13 protein-coding genes are annotated in these 12,273 nt (G+C 44.6%); 8 read left to right on the top strand and 5 right to left on the bottom strand.

The window, feature by feature from the left end:
- Positions 1–79 precede the first annotated feature (79 nt).
- The 3 genes from GX419_13630 to GX419_13620 all read left to right on the top strand — a co-directional run bounded on the left by GX419_13630 (position 80) and on the right by GX419_13620 (position 2,120).
- Positions 80–607, top strand: a complete 528-nt coding sequence (locus GX419_13630; GenBank protein ID NLI25737.1) for an arginine decarboxylase — start codon at positions 80–82, stop codon at positions 605–607.
- 257 nt (positions 608–864) lie between these two features.
- A complete protein-coding gene (locus tag GX419_13625; protein NLI25736.1) occupies positions 865–1,911 on the top strand; it encodes a deoxyhypusine synthase in 1,047 nt (348 codons plus the stop codon).
- An 11-nt stretch (positions 1,912–1,922) separates the two neighbouring features.
- Positions 1,923–2,120, top strand: a complete 198-nt coding sequence (locus GX419_13620; GenBank protein ID NLI25735.1) for a hypothetical protein — start codon at positions 1,923–1,925, stop codon at positions 2,118–2,120.
- A gap of 25 nt (positions 2,121–2,145) precedes the next feature.
- On the opposite strand, the gene GX419_13615 is transcribed toward GX419_13620, so the two are convergent.
- From GX419_13615 to GX419_13600, 4 genes are all read right to left on the bottom strand, one after another.
- A complete protein-coding gene (locus GX419_13615) occupies positions 2,146–4,104 on the bottom strand; it encodes a 9-O-acetylesterase (protein NLI25734.1) in 1,959 nt (652 codons plus the stop codon).
- Positions 4,105–4,173: 69 nt separating this feature from the next.
- Positions 4,174–5,361 carry a glycine C-acetyltransferase gene (gene kbl, locus GX419_13610; GenBank protein NLI25733.1) on the bottom strand — a complete coding sequence of 396 codons (1,188 nt, stop codon included), beginning with the start codon at positions 5,359–5,361 and terminating at the stop codon, positions 4,174–4,176.
- Positions 5,362–5,486: 125 nt separating this feature from the next.
- Positions 5,487–6,446 carry an NAD-dependent epimerase/dehydratase family protein gene (locus GX419_13605; protein NLI25732.1) on the bottom strand — a complete coding sequence of 320 codons (960 nt, stop codon included), beginning with the start codon at positions 6,444–6,446 and terminating at the stop codon, positions 5,487–5,489.
- Positions 6,447–6,517: 71 nt separating this feature from the next.
- The gene (locus GX419_13600; GenBank protein NLI25731.1) at positions 6,518–6,967 is read right to left on the bottom strand and encodes a hypothetical protein; all 450 of its coding nucleotides are present in this window, start codon (positions 6,965–6,967) and stop codon (positions 6,518–6,520) included.
- Between the two features lie 395 nt (positions 6,968–7,362).
- Between GX419_13600 and GX419_13595 the strand changes: the two genes are divergently transcribed.
- The 5 genes from GX419_13595 (at position 7,363) to GX419_13575 (ending at position 11,617) form a co-directional block, all read left to right on the top strand.
- Positions 7,363–8,001, top strand: a complete 639-nt coding sequence (locus GX419_13595; GenBank protein ID NLI25730.1) for a histidine phosphatase family protein — start codon at positions 7,363–7,365, stop codon at positions 7,999–8,001.
- A 45-nt stretch (positions 8,002–8,046) separates the two neighbouring features.
- Complete coding sequence (locus GX419_13590) at positions 8,047–9,585, top strand: glutamate--tRNA ligase (protein NLI25729.1); 1,539 nt, start codon at positions 8,047–8,049, stop codon at positions 9,583–9,585.
- A 37-nt stretch (positions 9,586–9,622) separates the two neighbouring features.
- Entirely contained in the window at positions 9,623–10,225 is a 603-nt protein-coding gene (locus GX419_13585; GenBank protein ID NLI25728.1) for a TatD family hydrolase, read from the top strand.
- A 24-nt stretch (positions 10,226–10,249) separates the two neighbouring features.
- Complete coding sequence (locus tag GX419_13580; GenBank protein ID NLI25727.1) at positions 10,250–10,978, top strand: tRNA threonylcarbamoyladenosine dehydratase; 729 nt, start codon at positions 10,250–10,252, stop codon at positions 10,976–10,978.
- 135 nt (positions 10,979–11,113) lie between these two features.
- Positions 11,114–11,617: a redoxin domain-containing protein gene (locus GX419_13575; GenBank protein ID NLI25726.1), complete on the top strand. Its 504-nt coding sequence runs from the start codon at positions 11,114–11,116 to the stop codon at positions 11,615–11,617.
- A gap of 18 nt (positions 11,618–11,635) precedes the next feature.
- Here the strand turns inward: GX419_13575 and GX419_13570 are convergent, their stop codons facing one another.
- Positions 11,636–12,046: a GxxExxY protein gene (locus tag GX419_13570; protein NLI25725.1), complete on the bottom strand. Its 411-nt coding sequence runs from the start codon at positions 12,044–12,046 to the stop codon at positions 11,636–11,638.
- Positions 12,047–12,273 lie beyond the last annotated feature (227 nt).

Raw genomic sequence — 12,273 nt, 5'->3', positions numbered from 1 at the left:
TTTTTTATGAGTAAGGATGATAACTCAGACATCAACTTTAAATCTTGTTCGGGAGCAACAAGGTTTAAATGGAATTCTGGTGGGTAACCGGATTCCACGGGACTACTTTGTTACCAAAGGTACTGGTGAAAGTGATATTACCGTTCATGCCGGGTCGTATCATTTGGCTTTAAAATCGGCAGGAATAGAAATGTGTAATATCATGACGTACTCATCCATTTTACCCGGAATTGCGCGTAAGGTTGAACGACCTCAGCAGCTTGAGCATGGCGCTGTCATGGAGAGTATTATGTCAGTATGTACCGCTTCAAAGGGTGAGCAGGCCACAGCAGGGATCATTTACGGATGGTTGCACGACAGGAAGACAAACGAAAAGTTCGGAGGGCTTGTGTGTGAGCATTATGGCAACTACGGACTGAACGAACTGAACGCCCGCCTTGAAGCCAGTCTTGAAGAATTGTACCTGAACGGCTTTTCCGAAAGATTTACTTTGTCAGGCATAGAAAAAATTACCGAAAGCTTTGTGCCTGAAAAGGCTTTTGGCACTGCTCTGGTAGCACTGTGTTTCGTTAATTATGTCTACCCGGTTATCGGAATGAATGCATAAAACAGATACTTACTGCGTTCAACGAAGCATTGAAGAGTCTGTTTTTTGATCCATATTGCCCGGAGGTTTTGCGATCTCCGGGCATAATTGCACAAAATGGATGAGTCTGAAACCTTCCGGAATAAGTGACTCATCAATTGAACGATAAATTGTAAATAATATGAAACCCACATGTTTTGCAACCCAAACACTTTGAAATATAACTTTTTAAAACATGTAGGTTCCATCATACCCTGGAAAATTAAAATTATACTATGATGAAAAAAAAGGATCTTCTCAAATTTCCTGTAAAACACATCGACATTGCATCATTTGACGCGACTCCCATTATCGATTCCATGCGCGATATGTCGTTTACATCCCGTGACACAGCTTCGGCTGCTGACATTTACGACCGCATGCTGAACGACAAAAACTGTACGGTAATTCTTACTCTGGCAGGAAGTACAAGCGCTGCCGGATGTATGCAGATTTACAGCGACATGGTTCGCTATAATATGGTAGATGTTATTGTGGCAACCGGTGCGTCTATTGTTGATATGGATTTCTTTGAGGCACTTGGTTTCAAGCACTATAAAGGAACTCCGAATATTGATGATGGTTTGCTGAGAAGCCTTTATATTGACCGCATTTACGATACGTTTATTGACGAAGAACAATTGCAGGAATGTGATAATACCATTGCCAAAATTGCTGACTCACTCAAGCCCGGCGTGTATTCATCGCGCGAGTTCATAAGGGAAATGGGCCGCTACCTCACAAAACATGCCAAAAAGAAAGGATCTCTGGTGCAGACAGCTTTTGAACACAATGTTCCCATTTTCTGTCCTGCTTTCAGCGACAGCAGTGCAGGTTTTGGACTGGTGAAACATCAGTGGAGTCATCCTGAAAAACATGTTTCCATTGATTCGGTAAAAGATTTCAGGGAGCTTACCCAGATTAAAATTGCGGCCAAAACTACAGGCTTATTTATGATTGGCGGCGGCGTACCTAAAAATTTTGCCCAGGATACGGTAGTATGTGCTGAAGTGCTGGGGTACGAAGCCGAAATGCATAAATATGCCATTCAGATTACGGTGGCAGATGTCCGTGATGGCGCCTGCTCCAGTTCAACTTTGAAAGAAGCTTCTTCCTGGGGAAAAGTTTCAACCAACTTTGAACAAATGGTCTATGCCGAAGCTACTACCGTTCTGCCTCTCATAACCAGTTACCTCTATCACAAAGGTGACTGGAAAAAGCGCAAAAAACGTGAATGGAGCAAACTGTTTGAAAAATCTCAGTCTAGAAAATCGGTGAAAAAATAAAACCCAAAACCATGAACCGTTGTAAATGTATTGAATCTCTGTCATCTCCGGACGAAGGGATTGTTTTTGATGAAGGTGAGTTTTATTACTTTGACTATGTGCCTCCTATGGGTGACAGACTTCCTTTTTACAAGGTATTTACCAACGGTACCGGTCATCACCAGGTTTTTGATATCAGAGCATTTAATAAACATTTTAAACGCTACTGATAGTAATAATAAAAATTACAAAGTCTCATTTTTTCCCGGCTGTTATCATTTTCCAGTTATCAGTACGGAATGGTACGGCGGGTAATCCTTCTTTGTTATACAGGTTGGCGTCGTCAGGGTTATTGCCCCAGGCGTAACGCACGGCCACTGGTTTTTGCACGGACGGGCTGTAGACAACGACGGTATTTCCATCAATAAACGCCTGTGCCCAAACGAACTTTTTGTCTTCCCCTGCAATAGCAAATCCTTTGACGTACCCGTATTTATCTTTTGCCATGAGGCCGGAACCAATGTTAGAGAAGGATATTCTTATTTTATTTCCTTCGGTCTGGTACGACTGATAAAGCGGACCGGAATAGACTATATCTGTGTTATAGGCAACTTTAAGGCCTGCAAGAGCCAGTCTTTTCCCAACATCCTGTTTGTTTTTTGGATGAATATCGTTGGCTTCACCTATGTCAATAATACAGGCCATTCCGGTATTTGGGACCGAAAGGGTCATGGTCTGGGCCTCCCTGAGTTCTGCCCAGGCGCTTTCTGCCGGCTCTTTGTCGGGTGCCATAAAGTTGGCCAGTTGCACATAAAGGAAAGGAAAATTGCCTTCGTTCCATTTGTTGCGCCAGTCGGCGATCAGTGCAGGAAACAGACGCCGGTACTGTTCAGCCCTGCCGGCATTGCTCTCACCCTGATACCAGATAGCTCCTTTAATGGCGTAAGGTATTATGGGGTGAATCATCGCATTGTACAGAAGGGTAGGGTAGCTGTTGGGTCCTGAAAATGTCTGCTGAGGAGGCCTTCCCTCAAAAGAGGGAGCAAATTTCCAGATTCCTGACAGATCAATTTTTTTCCCGCTGGCAAGCTGCAGAAACATCTGGTTTTTTTCACCCCACATTCCTCCACCGCCTCCGGTATCAATAACTCTAACACTAATAACATTTTTCCCTTTCCGGAGAACTCCTGCAGAAACTTTGTAAATGCGCGGAACATTGTATTTGTTGATCGTGGAACCAACAGAAATCCCGTTAATGAATGAAAAATCACTGTCGTCTATTGGTCCCAGTTCAAGGGTGCTTTCTCCAAGGGCATCTTCTTCAGAAAGAATAAATTCTTTACGGAACCACACCACTCCGTCATAGTCGGGAAGGTAATCCGTTTCCCACAGACATGGCAGGTTCATTTCTTTCCATGAGGCATCGTCGTATTCGGCAGCAAACCACCTTTCATTAAGTCCTTTATCATTCTTATCGAGATTCTGATACCACTCCGCAATTTTCCGCACTGATTCAGCTTGTGCTTTTTCCAGATCCAATGTTCCAACACTGGCCAGCCATTCCGAAAGATCGGGATCGGCCATAGCTGCTTCCCTGCTCATCCATGTTTCAACGATGGTTCCGCCCCAGGAACTGTTAATCAATCCAACGGGCACATTGAGTTCATGATGAAGGTGGCGGCCGAAGAAATATCCTGCGGCTGAGAAACCGGCAGCTGTCTCAGGAGTGCAGAGGTCCCATTTGCCGTCGTCCAGGTCGTTAAGGGGAAGAGTACTCATTTTTTTCGGAACGGTAAAAAGCCTGATCCGGGGGTAGTTTGCCGAGGCAACTTCATTGGCTCCGTCTTTTACCTGCGACAATGGGAATTCCATATTGGACTGTCCGCTGCAGATCCATACTTCCCCAATCAGAATGTCGTGCAGGGTGAGGGTATTTTTTCCCCGGATGGTCATTTCGAAAGGTCCGCCGGCCTTCATGGGAGCAAGCGTAACTTTCCACCGGCCGTTGTTGTCGGCCCGGGCTGAAAGGGTTTGCCCGTTAAAACTGACCTGTATTTTTTCTCCTTTGGTTGCCCAACCCCATAAGGGAACAGGGATTTCCTGCTGGAGTACCATATGGTTGCTGAAAATACGGGGTAAGGTAACCTGGGCATCGGTAAGCCCGCATATCAGAGAAAAAATAAAAAACCACCTGATGAAAGCAAATGACCTCATAGGGATAAAATTTTGAAGGCAATTTAGAAATTTATCCTGATTTTCTCGAAATAATTTGAGAAAGATGGATCAGATAACCTTGAGTTCTTTTCCCACCTTTACGAATGCTTTAACGGCCTTGTCAAGGTGTTCTTTTTCGTGAGCTGCCGAAAGCTGAACCCTGATGCGTGCCTGTCCTTTCGGAACAACAGGGTAGTAAAACCCGATCACATAAATTCCTTCTTCCAGAAGCCTGGAAGCGAAATCCTGTGAGAGTTTGGCATCGTACAGCATGATGGGTACAATAGCGCTCTGGGTTGGTTTGATATCAAAACCTGCCTGTTTCATCTGGGAATAGAAGTATTCGGTGTTGCGGTGGAGTTTGTCCTGCAGGATATTTGTTTTGCTCATCATTTCAAACATGCGGATACCTGCGTTAACGACCATGGGAGGCAGGGAATTGGAGAAAAGATAAGGCCTTGAGCGCTGGCGCAGCATTTCAATAATTTCTTTTCTCCCGGTGGTAAATCCTCCGATGGCTCCGCCAAAGGCTTTTCCGAGTGTTCCGGTTATAATGTCAACCTTGCCTCTCAGATTGAACAGTTCGGTAACTCCTCTTCCTGTTTTGCCAACCACACCGGCTGAATGAGACTCGTCAACCATTACCATGGCATCATATTTTTCGGCCAGTTCAATGATTTTATCGAGCGGAGCTACATTTCCGTCCATGGAAAATACCCCGTCGGTTACAATAAGCCGGAAACGCTGTTCCTGGGCTTTTTTCAATTGCTCCTCCAGATCGTTCATGTCGGCATTGGCGTATCGGTATCGCTGGGCTTTGCAGAGCCTTACACCGTCAATAATAGAAGCATGATTCAGGGCATCGGAAATAATGGCATCTTCTTCTCCCAGCAATGGTTCAAAAACTCCGCCGTTAGCATCAAAACAGGCGGCATACAGAATGGAATCTTCCGTGCCGAAAAATTCAGCCACTTTAGCTTCCAGCTCTTTATGAAGATCTGTGGTTCCACAGATAAAACGAACCGACGACATCCCGTAACCGTGCGAATCCAGAGCCTCTTTTGCTGCTGCAATAAGTTCCCTGTCAGAAGACAAACCAAGATAATTATTGGCGCAGAAATTCAGCACTTCCTTTCCTGTATTGAGTTTAATAACAGCTCCCTGGGGAGAAACAATGATGCGTTCCCTTTTGAACAAGCCTGCTTCTTCTATGGATGCAAGCTCTTTCTGAAGGTGTTTCTGAAAACGTGTATACATGGTGAGGTTGTTTTATGAAATGATAGAATAGTTTTATTTGACCAGCTAACTCTTATTCAGTGTTTTTTAAAAAGGTTAAAAAAGTTCAAAATTTTTTTCTTCACATCGTTTTGTATAACGGCGAATCAGTTTTTCTGAAATTTTTTGCGGATTTCATGCAGCATTACCTCTGTCAGGCGGGGCAGGTCGTACTCATGTTTCCATCCGTTATTTTGCCGGGCAATGCTGTCGTCAATGCTATGAGGCCATGAATCGGCAATGGCCTGGCGGAAGTCGGGTTTATAGTCTATGGTAAACCCGGGAATATGTTTTTTTATTTCGTTGGCAAGCTCTTCCGGGGTAAAGCTGATACCTGCTATATTATAGGACGAATGAATGGAGAGGTTTTCGAGGGGTTGCTCCATCAGTTCAATGGTGGCACGGATTGCATCGGCCATGAACATCATGGGCAATCTGGTGTCCTTGTTCAGAAAGCAGGTGTAACTGCCGTTTTTCACAGCTGAATAGAAAATTTCCACTGCATAATCAGTTGTTCCGCCGCCTGCTTCGGTCTTATAGCTTATCAGACCCGGATATCGGATACTGCGGACGTCCACCCCATACCGTCTGTAATAATATTCACACCATCGTTCACCGGCCAGTTTACTGATTCCATAAACCGTGGTCGGTTCCATCACGGTGAGCTGGGGTGTGTTTTCCTTTGGTGTTGTGGGTCCGAATACCGCAATGGAACTTGGCCAGAAAACCTTGTGTACCTCTTCAAACATGCGTGCTACCTCAAGAACCTTGATCAGGCTTTCCATATTGATATTCCAGGCCTGAATGGGAAGCCGCTCGGCGTTTCCCGATAGAACTGCCGCCAGATGATAGATCTGACTGATTTTATTGCGTACAACAAAATGGATTAAATGTTTGTCGTCCATTACGTCCAGAAACTGAAACGGCCCGCTTTCCATAACATCGGCCGGAGGTTGCTTGATGTCGGTAGCAAACACATGCTCGTTTCCGTAAATCCGGCGCAATTCAATTACCAGTTCCGATCCAATCTGACCAGCAGCACCAATAACAAGAATATTTTCTGCCATAGTGGTATAAAAAGTGCCGAAAAGTACACTTTTTCCATGGCCTAAAAAATGATATTTAACATGATGTGCTTCTAAGAAAGGCCTTCAAGCTGTTCAAGGTCAGATAGATCCAAAAGTCGTCCGGTAGCTTTTTTGTTGCGCTTCAGATCATCAAGGCTAATGCAACTGATTTCTACCCCGCCGGCATGGATTAAAATTCTTCTTCCGAAAGCTTCATCAAAAGAAACACCGGTGATGGAATTCATAAGATCAATTCTGACAGGAGGATATCCCAGTTGTATGACAATTTCAGGCTCCACTAAGTCTGTTGCAGTTAATCCGGTTGATGAAAAACCGAATTGTCTGAGAACATCCAAAAGTCTGTCGATATTGTCGGGTTCGCTCTGGTACCATATATCCATATCTCCTGTGCTTCTTGGATAGCCGTGTATGGCCAGGGCATATCCTCCAACCAGAAGATACTTAACGTGATGTGCGTTCAACAATTGTAAAAACTCTTTGAAATCTGGGTGAAGCTTCATTATAATAAAATTGCATCCTGAGAAATTCAACGGCCTCTAATCGTTCTTCATAAGTCCGGGTTTTCCAGAAAGCACTTTCCGGAGGAACATTCTTCAGTGAGTATTTTCGTAAAACTTTTTTCACAGAAATTTTTTTTCTCTTGATACAAATTTAATTGAATTCCGGATGTGAAACCCAAATATTATGGCATGAATGTTTGAACTAAAAAAATAAGGAACCAAAGGCAAATGAAAAATTCTGGCAGCAGAATAATTGGATACAGGTTAAATGCATGGTGATGACTGCAGGCGGCAATAATTCACATTGCGACTTTTCTTTTGAACATCCTGTAATTAAGAGTACTTTTTTTCGGCTGAAACCATTTACTTTTGTCGCCTGTTAAAAATATGCCGAAATGCACACCGAACTTTACCTTGTAAGGCATGGAGAGACATTGTGGAATCTGGAAAAGCGGTTTCAGGGACAGATCGACAGTCCATTAACCGAAAATGGACGTGAGCAGGCACGCATACTGGGCGAGTTTTTACAGGGGGTCTCTTTTGATGTGCTCATAACAAGCGATCTTGGACGAGCTGAGGAAACGGCCCGACTTGTCAATTCCTTCCTGAACATATCAGCTTTTACCACGGAACCGCTCCTTCGCGAAAGAAATTTTGGAATTTTTCATGGACTTAATCGGGAGGAAGCAGAGAAGAAATATCCCCAGGAGGCGGCAATGATCTGGTCGGGAAATTCTGATGCCGCTGTTCCCGGCGGTGAAAGCAAAAATCAGTTGCGGCAGAGGGTTCAGCAGTTTCTTGACGAATTGCCGGTTAAATATCCGGGCAAACGCATACTGGCCGTAACTCATGGAGGCGTTGTCAATACGGCAATCCGGCTTGTGCTGAGAATTCCTTTCGAGGCACCCCGCCGTTTCAAGCTTCCGAACACCGGCCTGAGCATATTTGTGTATGAAGAAAATGAATGGTTTTTACGGGCCATGAATGTAATTTGTCCTTTGAACAATCGCCATATTTATGACGATACCGTTTAAATACCGTTGGCGAAAAAACGTATTTTTACCATAAAACAGGGAACAATGATTGATAAGAATGTACGGGTGCGTTTTGCACCGAGTCCGACAGGCCCTCTGCATATGGGCGGAGTAAGAACGGCATTGTTTAACTTTCTCTTTGCACGAAAGCACAACGGATCGTTTATTTTGCGGATTGAAGACACGGATCAGATGCGGTTTGTACCCGGCGCGGAGGAATATATCATTGAATCATTGCAATGGTGCGGATTGCATTATGACGAAGGCCCGGGCATCGGAGGGCCCCATGCCCCGTACCGTCAGTCGGAACGAAGTGCGATTTACCGGCAATATGCCGAGCGGCTGGTTAATGCCGGCTGGGCATACTATGCCTTTGATGCTCCCGAGGAACTTGATCAGAAGCGGAAAGAGGCCGAAGCTCAGGGGAAATCTTTTGCCTATGATGCTCTATCAAGGCAGCATATGAAGAATTCTCTGAGCCTGCCTGAAAACAGGGTGCGCGAATTGCTTGCCGCTGGTGCACCCCATGTGGTACGTTTTAAAATGCCTCCCGATGAAGAAATTGTGATGCATGACCTGATTCGGGGCGAGATCAGAGTAAAAACCTCCACCCTCGATGACAAGGTTCTTTTCAAGGCTGACGGCCTCCCGACCTATCACCTGGCCAATGTGGTGGATGACTTTCTGATGCGGATAACTCATGTCATCCGCGGTGAAGAGTGGCTTCCTTCCTTACCCCTGCATGTCTTGCTATACCGCGGTCTGGGTTGGGAAGACAAAAGGCCGGAATTTGCCCACCTGCCTCTTATTTTGAAACCAAACGGACAGGGAAAGCTTAGCAAACGGGATGGCGATAAAATGGGATTTCCTGTTTTCCCTCTGCAATGGAAAGATCCTGAAACCGGAGAAGTTTCCATGGGATACCGGGAACAGGGTTACTTCCCTGAAGCTTTTATTAATATGCTGGCCCTGCTGGGATGGAACCCCGGTACAGAACAGGAATTATTCACCCTGGATGAGCTGATACAGGCATTTTCTCTCGATCGGGTTAACAAATCGGGTGCACGCTTTGATCCCGAAAAGGCTCGCTGGTTTAATCAGCAGTACCTTCGCAAAAAACCGGCACCGGAACTTGTGAGGCTTTTCCTGCCGGTTCTTCAAAGCAAAGGTGTACGCGCCGACGAAAATACAGTTGAACGGATAGTTGAAACGGTCAGAGACCGTGCCGTTTTTGTTTCCGATCTGTGGGATCACAGCTGGTTTTTCTTTCAAAGGCCTGAAAGCTATGACCCGGCTATTGTGAAAAAGCGCTGGAGCGAACAGATGCCTGAATGGCTTTCTTCCTTAACCGCACATCTTGAAAAACTGACTTCCTTTACGGCTCCGGAAATTAAACAGGCTATCCATGATTTTGCCGAAGCAAAGTCCATTCCTGCAGGTAATCTGATGAACTGTCTCAGACTATGCCTTGTTGGAAGCAGTATGGGACCCGATCTGGCCCTTATTTGCGAAATACTCGGAACAGAGGAAATAAAACAACGGATCGAAAAGGCTGTTGCGGTTATCGGAAATGGAGTACATTGATGTTCATACGCATTCCCGGAGAAAAAATGGGATTTTTGTGCAAAACATTTTTGCACAGGAACTTACTGATCATTTTAAACCGGAAGTTTTTTGCTCCATAGGTTTTCACCCCTGGCACATTGAACAGTTTCCGGCTGAAAAAATGATGGACGCACTGCAGACTCATGCTGGAAATAAGCTGGTGCTGGCCATCGGAGAATGCGGACTGGATAAAAATATACAAACGGTTTTATCGGTTCAGGAAAAAGTTTTTCTTGCACAGCTTGAAATTGCCGAGTCTGTTGGTAAACCGGTAATAATCCACTGTGTTAGGGCCTATACCGAAATAATCAAACTGCGCAAATCGCTTAAATGGACGGTTCCGTGGCTTTTTCACTGGTTTAATTCAAGTTACGATGTTGCTACGGATCTTATTGAATCAGGCTGTTATCTTTCGTTTGGACGCAGTCTGCTAAAACCGGACGGAAAAAATGCCGGCGTGTTTGCCAGACTCCCGGTTGACCGGTTGTTTCTCGAAACGGACGATGCGAATGTTTCCGTTGAAGAATTGTATCAGAAGGCTGCTCAAATAAAAGAAATCAGTCAGGATGAATTGCGTCGTTCCATACGAATGAATTTTACCCGGCTTTTCGGAGTTTAAGGTTACCCGTCAAACTGTTTACCAATGAATGACTGGTTGAAACGAACCCGGCTAATGCTGGGCGATGAGAAAATGGCAAAACTGCAACGGTCGCATGTTCTGATTGCCGGATTGGGGGGCGTGGGATCCTGGGCTGCGGAACTTATTGTGAGGGGTGGAATTGGAAATCTGACCATTGCAGACCACGACCTCATTACGGCTTCCAACCGGAACCGCCAACTGCCGGCTCTCCTGAGCACTGAAGGAATGCCAAAGGCTGATGTTATGGCCGCAAGGTTAAAAGATATCAATCCGGATCTGAACCTCACGGTAGTCAAAACTTTTCTGAAAGATGATGCTATTCCTGCCTTGCTCGATCAGGCTGAGTTTGATTATGTGATTGATGCCATCGATACCCTCTCCCCAAAGGTGTTTTTTCTCTATCACTGCTGTCAAAGAAAGTTTCGGGTGGTCAGTTCCATGGGATCAGGGAATAAATTTGACCCGGGGCTTATTCAGGTGGCTGACATATCAGAAACTTACAATTGCCGACTGGCACATTACGTGCGAAAGCATCTGCATAAACTTGGCGTAAGAGAAGGAATTAAAACTGTGTTTTCTCCGGAGACATTACCGCAGAAAGTGCTTGACTGGGTAAGCGGTGAACAGAACAAACGCACAGTGGCAGGAACCGTATCGTACATGCCGGCTATGTTTGGTGCCTGGTGCGCCTCCGTTGTGATCAGAGACCTGATAGGAATTGATGAATATTAGAATATTATATAAATATATAGATATTTGCATATAATATTTTTTATTTCTATTTTTGTGTCATCTTAAATGATGAATAAAAACCTGAAATATATGAAATCAAAGACGCAACTGCTGAAAAATATTCTGGTAGCAGGAATGCTTGGAATACTTACGTTGGGTACATCATGCGGCAATGGAAAGGCAGCTCCGGGCAAGGATGCCTCAGGAGAAAAGAAAGCTTTGGCAAAGGATTCGGTTTCGGTTGGTGCACCCATTCATTTAACCAGGGCTCAGTTTCTGGCCAGGGTTGTCAATTATATCGATGATCCGAACGGGCTGAAATATCTGGGCGACAAACCCTGCATTGTGGACTTTTATGCTGACTGGTGCGGCCCCTGTCGCATGGCTGCGCCGGTTATGGAAGAACTGGCAAGGGAATATGCCGGCAAGATCTATATTTACAAGGTTGACACACAGAAGGAACAGCAACTGGCGGCCGAAATTGGCATTCAGGGAATACCGGCCTTTCTTTTCTGCCCGGTAAATGGACAGATCTTTGGATCTTCCGGAATAGCGCGTACCCGTGAAGAAACCAAAGCAATGTTTAAAAAAATTATTGATGAGCAACTGCTGAAAACAGGTGCTTCATCCAAAATGTGAGACACAGTTTCAGGGGATTCAGTCTGGCAGAGAAGAATAGTATTCGTTCACGAACGTATACTGGCCTTCTTTGAAAATATTGGAACAGTAAAAGTTAAGTAGTATCCCTTTGGGAATTTTCAGAAGTTTCATATAAGTGAGGAGCTGGGCCCTAAAAACCGGATGAAGAAATTCAACGGATTTTAATTCAACCAGTACCAGATTTTCAACCAGAATATCATACCGCAGATCACAATCCAAACGCATGCCTTTGTATTTGAGAGGAACATTTGACTGACTTGAAACTGAAAAGCCTTTTAATTTCAGTTCCTGGCGAAGGCATTTTTCATATACAGATTCAAGCAGTCCGGGACCAAGGAATTTGTGTACCTCAATTGCACAACCAATTATCTGGAATGAAAGATCATCAATCATTTTCCGGGTAATCATACACAGGTGTTTTTACATTTAGAGTGAATTTAGGAAAGATTATTGTGAATGCAAATACCCAACTGGCTATAGATATAGGAAACACATAGGACACATAGGACACATAGGGAAACACATAGGAAACATAGGAAACACATAGAACACATAGAAACACATAGAACACATAGGGAATTTGGTTCCCTCTATGTGGTCTATGTAAATCTATGTGCCTATGTGTTAAAAACTGC

The sequence above is a fragment of the Bacteroidales bacterium genome (assembly GCA_012517825.1).
Lineage (GTDB): Bacteria > Bacteroidota > Bacteroidia > Bacteroidales > JAAYUG01 > JAAYUG01.
This window is presented reverse-complemented; position numbering and strand designations above follow the sequence as displayed.